The following is a 16,245-nucleotide window of genomic DNA, read 5'->3' as shown; positions in this document are numbered from 1 at the left end:
TGTATTGCGGCAAGAATGGGGCAGGTGTAGCGGGGAATTATCACCTGGGGTGATGATTGGTTCGCGTCATGCGCGGCGGGGGAAAAATGAAACGTCTGCTTATTGCGGCTGCGTGTCTGATGATGGCGGCCTGTACCACGACGGCTGTCCGCAAGGCTGAAACGGTGCGTACGCCAGAAGCCGGAGCCACCATCCTGATTGTCGAGCCGCGCATCCAGTTGGGTATGCTGACGGCGGGTGGCGTGACCGAACCGCGCGAGGAATGGAGCCAGCAGGCGCGCCAATATGTGCTTCGCCATGTCCAGAACTCCATGGTTCAGGACAGCCACAAATTTGTGGTGGGCAATGTCGATGGCTTGATGGAGGGCCGTCTGGGGCAGGTGGTGCGGGTCAACGAGGCCGTCATCGAGGCCATTATCGCCCACGAATATAATGGCTATGCCGGTGCGAAACTGGCGACCAAGAAAGACGATTTCGAGTGGACCATCGGTGAGGGCTCGGAATTGGTGGGCCAGCATTTCGGGGCGGATTATGCCCTGTTCATCTCGGGTAACGGCACCTATGCCAGCGGTGGTCGTGTGGCGGCCTTTGTGGTGGCCAGTGCCTTTGGTGTCGGTATTCCTCTGGGCCAGCAACAGGTCATGGCATCGCTGGTCGATTTGAAAACCGGTCAGGTCATGTGGGTCAACTATGCGGTGGCCGGACCCGGTGCCGATATGCGCGAGGATGCAGGCGCACAGTCGCTGGTCGAAAGCCTGCTCAAGGATGCACCGCTCAGCGTAAACCCGAATGTCGCGCCCTGATCTTTTGAAGGGACTGGCGGGCGGAGCCTCGGCACTGGTGCTGATGGCAGCGGTATCGCCTGCCTTGGCGACACAGGTGCGGGCTCCGGGTGAGCCGCCTGCGGCCAATACGGCCGAGGCGGGACTGTGGGGGATGTCCGAAGAGACGGAAATCTATGCCCGCCGTAGTGGAGACCGCAATAATGATCCGGCGCTGAATACCTATGTGTCGGGTCTGACCTGTCGTGTAGCGGGCCAGCACTGCAAGGACATCCGTGTCTATGTGATGGATCGTCCCGTGTTCAATGCCATGGCGGCACCGAATGGTTATGTCGAGGTGTGGTCGGGCTTGATGCTGCGGGCCTCGACCGAAGACGAACTGGCCTTTGTGCTGGGCCATGAGGTCGCGCACTTCCTTGAGGAACATTCTTTCGAGCGAATGCGCACCCTCAGAAATACCAGCACAGCCCTGTTGGTCTTCTCGTTGGGAGCCGCGGCGGCGGGTGTCTATTATCAGGTCGATGTCAGCGCCCTGATCGATGCGGTTTATCTGTCCAGCATGGCCGCCTATATGGGCTATAACCAAAGCCATGAAGCGCAGTCCGACCAGATGGGGCTGGAAATGGCTCACAAGCTGGGTCTGGATGCGTCTGCGGGGGCTCTGATCTGGGAAAACCTGAAGGCGGAAACGGCGGCATCGAGTTTTCGTCGTGTCCGCACCGCCGAGGCTTTTGGTTCGGCTTTTCGCACACATCCTCTGACTTCGGAACGCATCGAGGCGCTGGGCCAACAGGCCAAGACGCTGGGGGCCGAGGGCACGGGTATCGAGGATCGTAAGCGTTATCGTGCGATCATCCGTCCGCATCTGGCCGACTGGATCGAGGACGAGCATCGCCACCGCGATTTTGGCCGTCTGCTGCACCTGCTGGAGCGGTTGGGGGCCGATGGGGATGATCTGGGCCTGATCAATTATCACAAGGGCGAAGTCTATCGCCGACGTCGCGAGGATGGCGACGACCTTCTGGCGGCCAATGCCTATCGCGCAGCGGTGGTCCATGCCGATGTGCCGGTCGCGGCCTATCGCGAACTGGGCGCACTGGAAGCGAAACTGGGAAATGGTGCTGCGGCACGCGACGCGTTTAACAAATATCGTGAACTGGCTCCGCAAGCCGACGACCAGTGGATCGTCGAGGAACAGCTTTCGCGCCTTGAGGGGGACAAAGTATGAGCAAGCTAAACAAGAGCCTGAAAATCGGCGTGGCCGTTGCCCTGATGGCGGCGGTGTCGGCCTGTGTGTCGATCACCGAGGTCAGCGGCCCGCTCAAGGTCGGGCAAGGCACCTATACGCTGAATCGTAGCTGGAACGACGTGACGTCCGTGACCATGCAGCAAAAGGGCATTCGTCTGTTGACGCTGGATGGCCCGACGCTGAACAGTCTTTATCTGAGCGAAGGCTTGAAGGAAGGCCAGCATCTGGCCCGCCCGAATAGCCGCCGCGAAAAGACCACGCCGTCATGGCGCACCGATATGGGCGTGCTGGAACAGGTCGAGTTCGTGCGCGACAGCGTCGAGGCCTATGGCTATGCGCGTGTAGAGACGGCATCGCCGCGTCCCGTTACCGTTGCAGGACAGCGCGGCGTGCGGTTTGACCTGACTGCCGCCACCACATCCGGCTTGCAGATCAAGGGCTTTGGTCAGGTCGTGGCCAAGGATGGTCTGGCCTATGTGGCCATCTATCTGGCACCGGGCGAGCACTTCTATCCGCAGTCGCAAGCTTCGGCCCAATCGGCTATGGACAGCCTGAGCTTGTAAACCGTTTTTGCTACGACAATGGGCGTAGGGGGTTGCCTCTGCGCCCTTGCTGTCGTTCAAGCGGCAGTGACGCCGAATGGTCGGCACAGAGAATCCGTATGTTCACCTTCCTGAACCTCCAGAGCCTGTTGGGTCTGGCCGCGATCATTGGCCTGTGCTGGGCAGTTTCGGAAAACCGCAAGCGTTTTCCATGGCGGTTGGCTATCGGCGCTGTGCTGTTGCAAGCGGCTCTGGTGCTGGCGACCTTTGCCATTCCCGGTTCGCAGGTGGTTCTGGACGCCATCAACAATTCGGTGAAGGGGCTGGAACACGCCACCAACGAGGGCACCAAATTTGTGTTCGGCTATTTGGCGGGTGGCGAGCAACCGTATCCGGTGGAAAATCAGGGCGCACTGTTTACCTTTGCTTTTAACGTCCTGCCTCTGGTGATCGTGATTTCGGCGCTGTCGGCGCTATTGTGGCACTGGAAAATACTCAAATGGCTGACGCTGGGTTTTGGCTTCTTGTTCCAGCGCACCATGGGACTGGGCGGCGCTTCGGCTCTGGCTGTGGCGGCCAATATCTTCCTGGGTATGGTCGAAACCCCGCTGGTGATCCGGGCTTATCTGGACAAGCTCAGCCGCTCTGAAATCTTCCTGATGATGGTGGTCGGTCTGGGGACCGTGGCTGGATCGACCATGGTGGCCTATGCGACCATCCTGTCTCCGGTGCTGACGAATGCGGCAGGTCACGTTCTGGTCGCGTCGATTGTCTCGGCTCCGGCGGCGGTGCTTCTGGCGCGTATCATCATTCCTGAAAAACCCGGCGAAGGTGGCGAGAGTGCCGACTATAATTCGGCCCTGAAATATGACTCGGCTATCGACGCTATTGTTAAGGGCACGGCCGATGGCCTGATGGTTGTGCTGAACATTTCGGCGGTACTGATTACCTTTGTGGCGCTGGTGGCGCTGGTAAATGTCATCCTTGGGAATTTCTGGATTGGCGGTGCCGAGCTGTCGGTCGAACGTATTCTGGGCGTGTTGTTTGCACCCATTGCGTGGCTGACGGGTGTGGAATGGGCCGAGGCGTCCAAGGCGGGTTGGCTGCTGGGCGTCAAACTGACCCTCACCGAGTTTGTCGCCTTTATCGAACTGGGCAAGATTGCGCCTGAAGCGATGAGCGAGCGCACCCGCATGCTGATGACCTATGCCCTGTGCGGCTTTGCCAATATCGGTTCGGTCGGCATTACGGTAACTGGCCTGTCGGTATTGTTGCCGGAACGCCGTCAGGAAGTTCTGGGTCTGGTGTGGAAGGCCCTGCTGGGCGGCTTCCTCGCCACGATGATGACGGCCTGCATCGTCGGTGCCTTGCCTGCTGCCATTTTTGCTTGATAGCTTCGTTCTCAAAGAAAACTAAGGGCCGCAAATGTGGTCCTTAACTTTGGGGACGGAACGATGAAGCTTTATACGACCCGCATGGCCCCTAATCCGCGCCGTGTGGCTTGGGTGATCGCTGAAAAGAATATCGACACGGTTGAAATCGTCGATGTGAACCTGCTGGCGGGCGAGCATCGCCAGCCTGAATATCGCAACAAGTTCACCTTTGGCCACCTGCCGGGGCTTGAGCTGGATGATGGCACCTGTATCACTGAAACCTTGGCCATCGCCCGCTATCTGGAGGCCCTTTATCCGGAGCCGAACCTGTTTGGAGTGGATGCGCGCGAACAGGCGGTTATCGAGATGTGGACCCGCCGCGCCGAGATTTATCTGGCCAATCCGATGATGATGTATGTGCGAATGACCCATCCTGCGCTGGCGGCTCTCGAAGCCCCACAGCCCGAGGTCGGAGCCTATAACAAGACGGGTGCCGAGAAGTTCATGAAGGCGCTGGACCGTCATCTGGCAAAGAGTGAATACCTGACCGACCGGTTCTCGATTGCCGATATTGTGGCTGCGGTCGGCATCGATTTCGGGCGTCTGGTCAAGTATCGCCCGCCAGCGGAATACACCCATCTGAACCGCTGGCTGTCAGCCTGTTTGTCGCGTCCAGCGGCCAAGGCGGGTCTGTAGGCGGCAAGGGCATGGCGTTGCATCGCCGCCCTAGTTGAAGCCTGTTATGAGGCTTGATGAATGTCGGGCCTTACTTCTGACCGCGCTGTGGCGCATAAGGCGACCTATGAGCGATCCTATCGAATCCGCAATCCTCGACCGTCTGAACCAGTTGGGTGAAGGCAAGAGTGTCGAGCCGGCAGAAATTGCCAAAATCCTGCAAGCCGAGCAGTGGCAGCGCATGTTGCCCAAGGTTCGGGCTGCGGCTTTGGGCCTGATGCGTCAGGGCAAGCTGACCATTACCAAAAAAGGCAAGGTCGTTGACCCCGATGCTTTCCGTGGTGTGACGCGCCTGCGTCTGCCGACGGCAGAAGAGACGGCGCTGGCCCTGTCCAAATTGCCGCCCAAGGTGGAAACCGAGGATGACGACAACTTCTGACATAGAAGACCTGTTGTCTGACATCCGCGCCTGTCGGGCGTGTGCGCCTGAATTTCCGCATACGCCCCGACCGGTGGTCTGGATTTTTCCCGAAACGCGCCTGCTGATCTGCGGGCAGGCTCCGGGGCGGCGTGTAAACGAAAGTGGCCGTCCCTTTACCGATCCGTCCGGTGATCGCCTGCGCGACTGGATGGGGATCGATGAAACCACCTTTTATGGTGATCGACGCCTTGGCGTCGCCCCGCAGGCCTTCTGTTATCCCGGCACAAAACCAAAAGGCGGAGACTATCCGCCGCCGCCGCGTTGTGCGGCCCTGTGGCGCGAAAAACTGTTTGCCACCCTGCCGAGGCAAAAATTGATCCTGATGGTCGGCAGTTATTCGATCAATTGGTTTCTCAAGGATAGTGCCAAGGAAAGCATGACTGAAACGGTCAGAGCATGGCGTGAATACGGGCCACAACTTATGCCTCTGCCGCACCCTTCATGGCGTGTCATAGGCTGGATGAAACGCAATCCGTGGTTTGAAACCGATGTGCTGCCGCATTTGCGCGAGCGTGTGGCGCAGATTCTGGGCTAGGCTTTGGCCGCTTGGGCGTGGAGCGGGTGATGACGGCAAAAAGAATTGCAGTTCTGGTGGGCGTACTGGCTATGGCATCGGCCTGTGCGCCCCATATGCAGACCGCCATGACGCCGCCCGTCGCATTTGTCGGACCATCTGTTGTCGAAAACGGCCAGTGGCAGGGTTCGTCTCTGGGGCATTTTGTGGTGCAGGACGGGGCGCAACTGCCGTTCCGTCGCTGGTCGCCGGTCGGGCGACCCAAGGCGGTGATTATCGCGCTTCATGGCTTTAGCGACCATTCGGCGGCGTGGCGGCTGGCGGGACCATGGTGGGCCGAGCGCGGCATCGAGGTCTGGGCCTATGACCAGCGCGGCTTTGGCGCAGCACCCCATCCCGGAGAATGGGCCGATCCCGAGGTCAGTCGCAATGATCTACGCACTGTGACAACTCTGGTGCGGGCACAAAGACCCGATGCCCGTATCGCCATTATGGGCGAGAGCATGGGCGGGGCCTTGTCGGTCAGCGCCTTTGCCTCGGACAATCCGCCGGATGCCGACCGTCTGATCCTGCTGGCTCCTGCGGTCTGGGGCTGGTCCAGCCAGAATATCGTCAACCGCACAGCCTTGTGGACGGGTGCACATTTTGCCGGTTCACGTCGTTTACAGCCGCCCGCCTTTGCCACCCGAAACATCCGCGCCACCGATAATGTGGTCGAACTGCTGCGCAACGGACGCGATCCGCGCTTTATAGTGGCCCCCCGTATCGATGCGCTGCACGGGCTGGTCAACCTGATGGAGGAGGGCGCACAGGGGCTGGGCCATGTTCGTGTACCGACCCTTCTGGCCTATGGCGCGCACGACAAGATTGTCCCGCGACAGGCGATGCAAAAAGCTTTGGAGCGGGCAGGGACACGCGAAAATCTGCTGACAGCCTTTTATCCTGAGGGCTGGCATATCGTGAACCGTGATCTGGAAGCGCAGGTACTGTTTGCCGATGTCGAGGCATGGTTGAATGACCGCCCGCTGCCTTCTGCGCCTCAAACTGTGCTTGAAGGATTGCAAACTCGGCATGACTGATCGTTGATAGCCGAAATCTTGTCATAATCGACCGCTTGCGGATGCCGCGCTGGCGATCTATGCCTCCGAGGATAAAAATATCCGAGGAAAGCCAGGTACCGGCATGATACTTTTTGATTCTCCCAATTTCGCGAACCATGAAGGCGTTCACGCTTTCAGCGACGAGAAAACCGGCCTGAAGGCGATTGTTGCAGTGCACTCGACCGCGCGCGGTCCGGCTGTGGGTGGCACCCGCATGTGGAACTACGCCACGGCAGAGGAAGCCCTCGAAGACGTGCTGCGTCTGTCCAAGGGCATGAGCTACAAGAACGCGATCGCTGATCTGGAAATGGGCGGCGGCAAGTCGGTTATCATCGGTGACAGCCGTACCCAGAAGTCGCCGGAGCTGTTTCAGGCTTTCGGTCGTTTCCTGAACGGTCTGGGTGGTCACTATTACGCCGCTGAAGACGTTGGCACCTCGGTCGAAGACATCGCCGAAGCTCGCAAGGTCACCGAATATGTTCTGGGCCTGAAGGATGGTCCGGAAGCCTCGGGCGATCCGAGCCCCGTAACCGCCGAGGGCGTGTTCCGCTCGAACCTCGTTGTCGCGCGTCGTCTGTTCGGCAAGTCCGACATGACTGGCCTGACCGTTGCGGTTCAGGGCGTGGGCCATGTGGGCGCATATCTCTGCGAGAAGCTGCACGCTGCAGGTGCCAAGCTGATCATCACGGACGTCAATCAGGACAACCTGAACGCTGTCGCTGCCAAGACCGGTGCCGAGATCGTTTCGCCGGACGCCATCTATGACGTTCAGGCCGACATCTATGCCCCGTGCGCACTGGGTGCGACCCTGAACCCGGAAACCATCAAGCGCCTGAAGGTCAAGGCAGTTTGCGGTGCCGCCAACAACCAGCTGGCCACGCCGGATATCGGCGACAAGCTGCACGAAATGGGCATCCTGTATTCGCCAGACTACGTCGTGAACGGCGGCGGTATCATCAACGTCGCTTCGGAAATGAACGCCCGCCAGAATGGCACGGCCTATGATCCGGCATGGGTCGAGGGCAAGCTGTCGCGCCTGATGGAAACCTTCGAGGAAATCCTCGTCCGTGCCGAGCGTGAAAACCGCCCGACCTATCAGATCGCCGACGCCATTGCTGAAGAGCGTATCAAGGTTGCTGCCGACAAGAAGGCTGCGGCCCTCAAGGTCTAGGCTGTGAACCTCTACGGGGTTTAACGTAGATAGCGGAAAGGGCGGCCCGAACGGGTCGCCTTTTTTGTTGCCAAAAGACGAATCGGCGGCGCTTCTTAATGCTTCTTAACGCGGCGTTTACCAAACACACGGCACTTTCTGCCTAGCGGAGCAGTTAGCTTCAGTGTGTCTTATGGGCGGGGCGCGTGAGCGGCTTTACGGCAGCAATACAAAAGTTCGGGATCGGGCGTCTGGCTGCTGTGCTGGGTGTGTCCGCCGGTGTGGCCGCTGTGCTGGTGGCGATTATGCTGCGTGTGGGCCAAGCCCCCGATGCGCTGCTCTATTCCAATCTTGATCTGCGCGAGGCATCCGAAATCGGTGCGGCGCTCAATCAGGCAGGTATAAAATATTCTGCCAAGGGTGACGGTTCGACGATTATGGTCAGCCGTGACGATGTCGGCACCGCCCGCCTGATGCTAGCGGGCCAAGGTCTGGTGACCTCCGGTTCGGTCGGCTACGAGATTTTCGACAACCAGTCGGTGCTGGGCCAGACCGAGTTCCAGCAGAACCTGAATGAACAGCGCGCCCTGCAAGGTGAGCTGTCGCGCACTATCATGTCGATGCGCGGTATCAACTCGGCTCGCGTCCACATCACCATGCCGCGACGCGAAATGTTTCAGGCGGCAGCTATCGATCCGACCGCAGCGGTGGTTGTCGGTTTGTCGGGCCGTGACCTGACGCCGGATCAGGTTCGCGCCATCCGTAACGTGGTGGCATCATCCGTGCCGAACCTGAAGCCTGACAAGGTCACTGTGACCGATCAGGCCAACCGCACATTGGCTGCCGGTTCCGAGGACGGTGGTTTTACGACCGCTACCGCCGAGGCGGCCAAGGCCACGACCGAGGCCCAGATGCAGGCGCGCATCAAGGACATCGTTGAAGGTGTCGTCGGTGCCGGTGCCGCCCGTGTTCAGGTGACGGCCGATATCGACCACAGCCGCTCGACCACGCAGGAACAAAAGTTTGACCCCGATGGTCAGGTTGTGCGTTCGTCCACGACCAATGGCTCGCAGTCGCGCGATGCCTCGGGTGTGCCGTTGGGCGGTGTGACGGCGACCAACAATATCCCGGGTGGAGAGGCACCCGAGCAGGCCGATCAGGCCTCGACCACGGCTGAGAATGCCGAAACCACCAACTATGAAATCTCCAACACCACCACCACCACGGTAAAAGAGCCGGGCGAGGTCAAGCGCCTGTCGGTGTCGGTGGCTGTGGACGGCAACTACACGCCTGCCGCTGACGGCAAGGGCGCGCCCACCTATGCGCCGCGCACCGAAGAAGAGGTGGCCCAGATCCGCGCCCTTGTGGCCGCGGCTGTCGGGATTGATCTGGAGCGCGGCGACAAGCTGGAAGTGGTCAATGTCCGTTTCAACCGCGATGCCGAGGCCGCTGCAGCAGCCAATGGCGGCGAGGCGGGCATGATGTCGAACTTCGCCTTCGACAAGAATGACATCATGCGGGCTGTGGAACTCGGGATACTGGCTCTGACCGCCGCCATGCTGATCTTCTTTGTGCTGCGTCCTCTGTTGAAAACGGCAACCGACAAGTCGCCCAAGGCGCTGGCCATAGCCGGTGTGACCTCGGTGGATGAACAGTTGGTCGGTGGTGTTCTGCCGGGCACTGGCGGCGCGGCAGCCATGCTGCCGGGGCCGTCCGAGGTCGAACAGCGTATCGATATTGCCCGCATCGAAGGTCAGGTGAAGGCTTCGTCCATCAAAAAAGTTGCCGATTTCGTCGATGCCCACCCAGAAGAATCCACCGCGATCCTTCGTACCTGGATGAATGAAAACTGATGGCTGCGCGACTGGTTACAAAGGGCGCGGCCATAGAGGACAGCCGTAAATTGACCGGACCGGAAAAGGCCGCGGTCGTTCTTTTGTCTCTGGGCGAGGAACACACCGCGCTTTGGGAGCGTCTGGAAGAGGACGAGATCAAGGAAGTGTCGCAGGCCATGGCTGGCCTTGGCACGGTGACGGCGCAGGTCGTCGAGGAAATTCTTGTCGAGTTCGTTTCGGGCTTGGGCGGTAGCGGTTCCCTGCTGGGCTCATTCGACCAGACCCAGCGTCTGCTCGCATCCTTCATGCCGCAGGACCGTGTTGACGCCCTGATGGAGGAAATCCGCGGCCCAGCCGGTCGCACCATGTGGGACAAGCTGGGCAATGTGAACGAAGCGGTTCTGGCCAACTATCTCAAGAACGAATATCCACAGACCGTCGCCGTGGTGCTGTCCAAGGTGAAGCCGGAACATGCGTCGCGGGTTCTGACATCCTTGCCGGAAGATTTCGCACTGGAATGCGTCCAGCGCATGCTGCGTATGGAACCGGTGCAGCGCGACATCCTCGACAAGATCGAACAGACTCTGCGCAACGAGTTCATGTCGAATCTGGCCCGTACGTCCAAGCGCGACAGCCATGAGCTGATGGCCGAAATTTTCAACAGTTTCGACCGCCAGACCGAGGCCCGCTTTATCGGCGCACTGGAAGAACGCAACCGCGATGCCGCCGAGCGTATCCGCTCGCTGATGTTTGTGTTCGAAGACCTGTCCAAGCTTGATCCGGGCGGTGTGCAGACCCTGTTGCGGGCCGTCGAGAAGGACCAGCTGGGTCTTGCCCTGAAGGGCGCATCGGACACCCTGCGTGAAATGTTCTTCTCGAACATGTCCGAGCGGGCATCCAAGATCATGCGCGAAGATATGGAATCCATGGGGCCGGTACGTCTGAAGGACGTGGACAGCGCCCAGATGGCGATGGTGCAGGTGGCCAAGGACTTGGCCGCGCGAGGTGAAATCATGCTGGCCGGTCAGGGCGGCGATGACGAGTTGATCTACTGATGAGCGTCCATCACTCAGCCCCGCGTCCGTTCATTTTCGACACCGAGTTCGATGCCGATGGTCGTGTTATACAGCCTTCCGACTGGCAGCCGCCCAAGCGCAGCTATAGCCCCGCCGAGGTCGAGGCCCTGCTGGCCGGTGCCCGCCTGGAGGCCCGTCAGCAGGCCCTTAACGAAGTCGAGGCTCTGAGGGCCAATGCTCTGTCGGTTGTAGCCCAGACGATTGCCGATGCCAGCCACCAGCTTGGCGGCGTGGTCGAACGGCATCGGCACGATGCGGCTGCTCTCAGCCTTGCCTGTGCCAAGGCGCTGTCCGGTGCGGCATTTGACCTGTTTCCGCGACGTCCTCTGGAAGCGGCGATCGAGCAATTGGCCGAGGAAATCGATGCCTCGCCGCGCCTGTTGATCCGTGCGCATGATCTGGATGCTGAAGGGCGTCACCAAATCGAACAACTGTGCCAACAGGCCGGTTTCTCGGGATTGGTCGTATTCCGTGACGATGCCAGCCATCCGGCGGCATTCGCGTTGGAATGGACCGATGGCCGAGCTTTGATCCTTTCGAGGTCCGCCTGCCGAGCGTATTGGTGCAGTACTGGATCTTTCGCCCCACACTGACGTGCCTTCTGATGGCCACTGATGACCTGCCCTTGGAAGAGTTCGGTGAATCCACCGCGCTGAGCCTGCCGGAAGAGGCGGGAGAAAAAACTGCTGTCGATCTGACAACTGTATTTGACGTTCCGGTGAACATCTCGGCGGTGCTGGGCAAGGCGAACATGTCGGTGTCGCAACTGTTGAAACTGAACAAGGGATCGGTGCTGGAACTGGACCGCAAGGTCGGCGAGGCCATCGATATCTTTGTGAACAACCGTCTGGTCGCGCGCGGCGAGGTGGTGCTGGTCGAGGACCGTCTGGGGGTCACCATGACGGAAATCATCAAGACCGACGACAAGGGCGCCTGAACGGCGACCGGATGAAGGATTAGAGGAGCCCGATGATGCGTCTACTGGTAGTGGGCCGCCTGAGCGGACAACTGGCAACCGCCGTGAAGATGGCCATGACCCACGGGGCCAAGGTCAGCCACGTCGAACGTGCCGATCAGGCGACCGAGCAACTGCGTCGCGGGCAGGGTGCCGACCTGCTGATGGTCGATTACCGTATCGATATTGCCAGCCTGATCGCTGCCAACGAGGCCGAGCGTATCCATGTGCCGGTGGTGGCGTGTGGCGTCGATGCCGATGCGAAAGAAGCCGCCGATGCCATTCGCGCGGGGGCCAAGGAATTCATCCCGCTCCCGCCCGATGCCGAACTGATCGCGGCGGTGCTGTCGGCGGTGGCCGATGACGAAAAGCCGATGATTTTGGCCGACCCTGCCATGCGGGCGGTGGTGCAACTGGCCGATCAGGTTGCTGCCTCCGAAGCTTCGATCCTGATCACCGGTGAAAGCGGTGTCGGTAAGGAGGTGATGGCCCGTCACCTGCACGCGCGCTCGCGCCGTGCAGACAAGGCCTTTATCAGCGTCAACTGCGCCGCCATCCCTGACAATCTTCTGGAATCCGAGCTGTTCGGTCACGAGAAGGGTGCGTTTACGGGCGCGGTTGCCCGCCGTATCGGCAAGTTCGAAGAGGCGGATGGTGGCACTTTGCTGCTGGACGAAATCTCGGAAATGGATGTGCGCCTGCAAGCCAAGCTTTTGCGCGCCATTCAGGAGCGGGTGATCGACCGTGTGGGCGGATCAAAACCTGTGCCCGTCAATATCCGCATCATCGCCACGTCCAATCGCGATCTGGCCAAGTCGGTGGCCGAAGGCACGTTCCGCGAAGACCTGTTATATCGCCTGAATGTGGTGAACCTGCGTATCCCGTCACTGCGGGAACGTCCGGCCGATATTGCGGTTCTGGCCGAGCATTTCGTCAAGAAATATGCCGCCGCCAACGGTATGCCGGTCAAGCCGCTGGCCGTATCGGCGGTGCGTTCCATTACGGCCCATCCGTGGCACGGTAATGTGCGTGAGCTGGAAAATGCTATGCACCGCGCGGTGCTGTTGTCGGTTGGTAGCGAGATCGATGTCGATGCCATTCGTCTGCCGGACGGCCGTCCGCTGCTGGGTGGTGCATCGGCGGCTCCGGTGGCGGCAGCCTATGATCCGGGCGTGGCAGGTACGGCGGCGCAGATGGCCGATGCCGTAACCCGCAGCTTTGTGGGCCAGACGGTAGCGGAGATGGAAAAGAGCTTGATCCTCGACACTCTGAACCACTGCCTTGGTAACCGCACCCACGCAGCCAATATTCTGGGCATTTCTATTCGCACCCTGCGTAACAAGCTGAATGAGTATGCCGATCAGGGCACATCCATTCCGGCTCCGCAGTCGGGTGTGGCCTCGGCCTATGGTTCGGCAGGATAGGCGATGATGCATCGGCGGGCCTTGATGCTTGGGGCGGGCGCACTGGCTGTGACGGCGTGCAATCCTCCAACTGCGCCGGTTGTTGCGGCTGAGCGCCTCGTGCCGCTTGATCTGGGCGCACTGGAAGACCGCTTCAAAGGCCGGATGGGCTTTGCTTTTGCCAGCGAGGGCGTGCGCGGTGGCTGGCGCGAGGACGAGCGATTTGTCTATTGCTCGACTTTCAAGATGTATCTGGCCGCCGCGATGATGTTGCGCGCCCAGTCGGGTCTAGAGGACCTTAACCGCGCTGTGCCGGTCACGCAGGCTGACATGATCCCGCATGCTCCCGTCACGCAAAAGGCGGTGGGCAAGACCCTGACCCTGACCGAGCTGATGAAGGGCACGGTCGAGGAAAGCGACAATCCGGCGGCCAATATCCTGATCCGCGAAATGGGCGGGCTGGATGTGTTGCGTCAGTTCTATCGCGATCTGGGCGATACCACCACGCGGGTGGACCGTCTGGAACCGGAAATGAACCGCTGGGACGGCGACAAGGATACGATCCTGCCCGCACAGTCGGTGCGTAATATCGAGCGTCTGATCCTGTCCGAAGATTCGCCGCTGAAATCGGAGATGAAGCGGCTGCTGCTGGAATGGATGGTGGCGACCCCGACCGGACAACAGCGACTGAAGGCCGGAGTGCCCGAAGGTTGGACGGTGGCGCACAAGACCGGCACGGGTGGCTATGGTCCCGCCAATGACATCGGCATCCTCTATCCTGTTCAAGGGGCACCCATTGTGGTGGCCGCCTATTTCCATGGCAGCGACCAGTCAACGGACGCGCAGCGCGAGGCGGCAATCGCCGAAGCGACCCGTCTGATGCTGGGCGTATTGGGTCATGGCTGATGCAGGCCGAATCCTGTCATCACTGTGCCTGATGCAAAACTTTAATCCGCAAAAACGCCATGGCTGATGCACCGTTCATGAAGGACGGTATGGCGCGCCCGACAGGGCGTGATGCACTCGGCTGGCTGATGCGCGGTGAAGTGGGCATGGCGGCGGGTGTGATCGGCATCATGCTGCTGCTGATCCTGCCCATTCCGGCCTTCTTGCTGGATGTTCTTCTGGCGATCTCGCTGGTGTCCAGCGTGCTAATCCTGATGACGGCCGTGATGATGAAGCGGCCTCTGGATTTCGCTATCTTCCCGACGGTGTTGCTGATCTCGACCCTGTACCGTCTGGGTCTGAACATCGCCTCGACACGCCTGATCCTGTCCAGCGGTGACGGTGGCCATTCCAGTGCGGGTGCCATCATCGCGGCCTTTGGCGAGCTGATGATGAGCGGCAGCTTTGTCATCGGTCTGATTATTTTTGCCATCCTTCTGGTGGTGAACTTTGTCGTCATCACCAAAGGCGCGACCCGTATTGCGGAAGTTTCGGCCCGCTTTACGCTGGACTCTATGCCTGGCAAGCAGATGGCCATCGATGCCGATCTGTCTGCCGGCCTGATTACCGAGGATCAGGCCAAGCTGCGTCGCAAGGAACTGGAGCAGGAATCTACCTTCTTCGGGGCCATGGACGGTGCATCTAAATTCGTGCGCGGCGATGCCATTGCCGGTCTGATCATCACCTTCATCAACATCATCGGCGGTATGCTGATCGGGGTGGTCCAGCACGGTATGTCGGCGGGCGATGCCGCCAACACCTATATCCAGCTGTCGGTTGGTGACGGTCTGGTGACCCAGATTCCGGCCATTATCGTTTCGGTGGCGGCGGGCTTCCTTGTTACCAAGGCGGGCGTTGAAGGCTCTGCCGATAAAGCTTTTGTGGCCCAGATGGCGACCAATCCGGTGGCCTTGGGTGTGGTTGCGGGCACCTCGGGTCTGATGGCCCTGATACCGGGTATGCCGATTATCCCTTTTGCGGCTCTGGCAGCGGGTTCCGGCTATTTGGCATGGAAGACAGGGCGCCAGCGCTTGCAGCCGCCCCCTGCCGAACCTGTCGAAGCGCCGCCCGTGTCCGATGCTGAAGAGCCCATATCGACGGCTCTGACCATTGATGATGTGAAGATCGAGCTGGGCTATTCGCTGCTGGCCCTGATCAATGATCTCGAAGGCCGCCGCCTGACCGATCAAATCCGCGCCCTGCGCCGCTCATTGGCGCAGGAATACGGGTTTGTGATGCCCAGCGTGCGTATCCTCGACAATATGCGCCTGCCCAATCAGGGCTATTCCATCCGTATCAAGGAAATGGATGCGGGCAGCGGCGAAGTACGTCTGGGGATGCTGATGGCCATGGACCCGTCAGGCCGTCAGGTCGAGCTTCCCGGCGAGCACACGCGCGAGCCGGCCTTTGGCCTTCCAGCGACATGGATCGATGAGTCCTTGCGCGAAGAGGCAACCTTCCGCGGCTATACGATTGTGGACCCGTCCACGGTGTTGACCACACATTTGACGGAAATCCTCAAAGAAAACATGGCCGAGCTTCTGTCCTATACCGAAGTACAGAAGCTGCTGAAGGAGTTGCCGTCCGAAGCGCAAAAGCTGGTGGATGAGCTGATCCCGTCGGTGGTCACGGTCACGACCCTGCAACGCGTGCTGCAAACCCTGCTGCGCGAGCGGGTATCGATCCGTGATCTTCCCGCCATTCTGGAAGGACTGGCCGAGGCCGCGCCACATACATCAAGCGTCACCACCCTTGTCGAGCATGTCCGCACACGCCTTGCCCGCCAGTTGTGCTGGGCCAATCGGGGCGAAGACGGTGCCTTGCCAATCGTCACCCTGTCGCCCGACTGGGAACAGGCCTTTGCCGACAGCTTGATCGGCCCCGGCGAAGACAAACAACTGGCCATGGCCCCCAGCCAGCTTCAGGACTTTATCCGCGCCGTGCGTGATGTGTTCGAGCGGGCGGCTATGGCGGGCGAGAACCCTGTTCTGCTGACGGGCCCGCAAATCCGCCCCTATGTGCGTTCCATCATCGAGCGTTTCCGGGGTCAGACCGTGGTGATGAGCCAGAACGAGGTTCACGCCAAGGCGCGCCTGAGGACTGTGGGGACAGTCTGAAGGTTATAACCAAGCTGGACAGCGTGGTCGGGACCAGAAAAGGTGGAG

Annotated in this window: 16 protein-coding genes; all 16 read left to right on the top strand. The window is 60.2% G+C overall.

What is annotated here, in order from left to right:
- The first annotated feature begins 86 nt into the window (after positions 1–86).
- The 16 genes from WEU32_RS11205 (at position 87) to flhA (ending at position 16,197) form a co-directional block, all read left to right on the top strand.
- Positions 87–803, top strand: coding sequence for a hypothetical protein (locus WEU32_RS11205; protein WP_406851932.1), 717 nt, complete (start codon positions 87–89; stop codon positions 801–803).
- Entirely contained in the window at positions 790–2,010 is a 1,221-nt protein-coding gene (locus WEU32_RS11200; RefSeq protein WP_406851931.1) for a M48 family metallopeptidase, read from the top strand. The genes WEU32_RS11205 and WEU32_RS11200 overlap by 14 nt, the downstream gene beginning before the upstream one ends.
- Positions 2,007–2,594: a hypothetical protein gene (locus WEU32_RS11195; protein WP_406851930.1), complete on the top strand. Its 588-nt coding sequence runs from the start codon at positions 2,007–2,009 to the stop codon at positions 2,592–2,594. The genes WEU32_RS11200 and WEU32_RS11195 overlap by 4 nt, the downstream gene beginning before the upstream one ends.
- Positions 2,595–2,692: 98 nt before the next feature.
- On the top strand, positions 2,693–3,964 hold the full coding sequence (locus WEU32_RS11190) for a nucleoside transporter C-terminal domain-containing protein (protein ID WP_312136124.1): 1,272 nt from the start codon (positions 2,693–2,695) through the stop codon (positions 3,962–3,964).
- A 63-nt stretch (positions 3,965–4,027) separates the two neighbouring features.
- On the top strand, positions 4,028–4,642 hold the full coding sequence (locus tag WEU32_RS11185) for a glutathione S-transferase family protein (RefSeq protein WP_406851929.1): 615 nt from the start codon (positions 4,028–4,030) through the stop codon (positions 4,640–4,642).
- A gap of 106 nt (positions 4,643–4,748) precedes the next feature.
- Complete coding sequence (locus tag WEU32_RS11180) at positions 4,749–5,060, top strand: DUF3253 domain-containing protein (RefSeq protein ID WP_312136127.1); 312 nt, start codon at positions 4,749–4,751, stop codon at positions 5,058–5,060.
- Complete coding sequence (locus WEU32_RS11175; RefSeq protein ID WP_406851928.1) at positions 5,044–5,637, top strand: uracil-DNA glycosylase family protein; 594 nt, start codon at positions 5,044–5,046, stop codon at positions 5,635–5,637. Before WEU32_RS11180 ends, WEU32_RS11175 begins: the two co-directional genes overlap by 17 nt.
- 29 nt (positions 5,638–5,666) lie before the next feature.
- Entirely contained in the window at positions 5,667–6,695 is a 1,029-nt protein-coding gene (locus WEU32_RS11170) for an alpha/beta fold hydrolase (protein ID WP_406851927.1), read from the top strand.
- A gap of 103 nt (positions 6,696–6,798) precedes the next feature.
- Positions 6,799–7,887 (top strand): Glu/Leu/Phe/Val dehydrogenase, encoded by a 1,089-nt coding sequence (locus tag WEU32_RS11165; RefSeq protein WP_312136133.1) that lies wholly within the window; start codon positions 6,799–6,801, stop codon positions 7,885–7,887.
- Positions 7,888–8,072: 185 nt separating this feature from the next.
- Complete coding sequence (gene fliF / locus WEU32_RS11160) at positions 8,073–9,719, top strand: flagellar basal-body MS-ring/collar protein FliF (protein WP_406851926.1); 1,647 nt, start codon at positions 8,073–8,075, stop codon at positions 9,717–9,719.
- Positions 9,719–10,756, top strand: coding sequence for a flagellar motor switch protein FliG (gene fliG / locus WEU32_RS11155; protein WP_312136137.1), 1,038 nt, complete (start codon positions 9,719–9,721; stop codon positions 10,754–10,756). The genes fliF and fliG overlap by 1 nt, the downstream gene beginning before the upstream one ends.
- Complete coding sequence (locus WEU32_RS11150) at positions 10,756–11,370, top strand: flagellar assembly protein FlbE (protein ID WP_406851925.1); 615 nt, start codon at positions 10,756–10,758, stop codon at positions 11,368–11,370. Before fliG ends, WEU32_RS11150 begins: the two co-directional genes overlap by 1 nt.
- An 11-nt stretch (positions 11,371–11,381) precedes the next feature.
- Complete coding sequence (fliN, locus tag WEU32_RS11145; RefSeq protein WP_312136140.1) at positions 11,382–11,714, top strand: flagellar motor switch protein FliN; 333 nt, start codon at positions 11,382–11,384, stop codon at positions 11,712–11,714.
- 35 nt (positions 11,715–11,749) lie between these two features.
- On the top strand, positions 11,750–13,156 hold the full coding sequence (locus WEU32_RS11140) for a sigma-54-dependent transcriptional regulator (RefSeq protein ID WP_406853442.1): 1,407 nt from the start codon (positions 11,750–11,752) through the stop codon (positions 13,154–13,156).
- Positions 13,157–13,159: 3 nt separating this feature from the next.
- Positions 13,160–14,041, top strand: coding sequence for a class A beta-lactamase (gene bla, locus WEU32_RS11135; RefSeq protein WP_406851924.1), 882 nt, complete (start codon positions 13,160–13,162; stop codon positions 14,039–14,041).
- A gap of 77 nt (positions 14,042–14,118) precedes the next feature.
- On the top strand, positions 14,119–16,197 hold the full coding sequence (gene flhA / locus WEU32_RS11130) for a flagellar biosynthesis protein FlhA (RefSeq protein WP_406853441.1): 2,079 nt from the start codon (positions 14,119–14,121) through the stop codon (positions 16,195–16,197).
- The last annotated feature ends 48 nt before the right edge of the window (positions 16,198–16,245 follow it).

The organism is Brevundimonas sp. BH3, assembly GCF_045345115.1.
GTDB lineage: Bacteria > Pseudomonadota > Alphaproteobacteria > Caulobacterales > Caulobacteraceae > Brevundimonas.
The sequence above is the reverse complement of the archived record's forward strand: the minus strand, read 5'-3'. Positions and strand labels throughout refer to the sequence as shown.

Coding starts and splice junctions, on each gene's coding strand:
- WEU32_RS11175 (WP_406851928.1), top strand. CDS start 5,044: ATGACGACAACTTCTGACATAGAAGACCTGTTGTCTGACATCCGCGCC.
- flhA (WP_406853441.1), top strand. CDS start 14,119: ATGAAGGACGGTATGGCGCGCCCGACAGGGCGTGATGCACTCGGCTGG.
- WEU32_RS11180 (WP_312136127.1), top strand. CDS start 4,749: ATGAGCGATCCTATCGAATCCGCAATCCTCGACCGTCTGAACCAGTTG.
- WEU32_RS11195 (WP_406851930.1), top strand. CDS start 2,007: ATGAGCAAGCTAAACAAGAGCCTGAAAATCGGCGTGGCCGTTGCCCTG.
- WEU32_RS11150 (WP_406851925.1), top strand. CDS start 10,756: ATGAGCGTCCATCACTCAGCCCCGCGTCCGTTCATTTTCGACACCGAG.
- WEU32_RS11190 (WP_312136124.1), top strand. CDS start 2,693: ATGTTCACCTTCCTGAACCTCCAGAGCCTGTTGGGTCTGGCCGCGATC.
- WEU32_RS11140 (WP_406853442.1), top strand. CDS start 11,750: ATGCGTCTACTGGTAGTGGGCCGCCTGAGCGGACAACTGGCAACCGCC.
- WEU32_RS11185 (WP_406851929.1), top strand. CDS start 4,028: ATGAAGCTTTATACGACCCGCATGGCCCCTAATCCGCGCCGTGTGGCT.
- WEU32_RS11200 (WP_406851931.1), top strand. CDS start 790: ATGTCGCGCCCTGATCTTTTGAAGGGACTGGCGGGCGGAGCCTCGGCA.
- fliG (WP_312136137.1), top strand. CDS start 9,719: ATGGCTGCGCGACTGGTTACAAAGGGCGCGGCCATAGAGGACAGCCGT.
- fliN (WP_312136140.1), top strand. CDS start 11,382: ATGGCCACTGATGACCTGCCCTTGGAAGAGTTCGGTGAATCCACCGCG.
- WEU32_RS11165 (WP_312136133.1), top strand. CDS start 6,799: ATGATACTTTTTGATTCTCCCAATTTCGCGAACCATGAAGGCGTTCAC.
- bla (WP_406851924.1), top strand. CDS start 13,160: ATGATGCATCGGCGGGCCTTGATGCTTGGGGCGGGCGCACTGGCTGTG.
- WEU32_RS11170 (WP_406851927.1), top strand. CDS start 5,667: ATGACGGCAAAAAGAATTGCAGTTCTGGTGGGCGTACTGGCTATGGCA.
- WEU32_RS11205 (WP_406851932.1), top strand. CDS start 87: ATGAAACGTCTGCTTATTGCGGCTGCGTGTCTGATGATGGCGGCCTGT.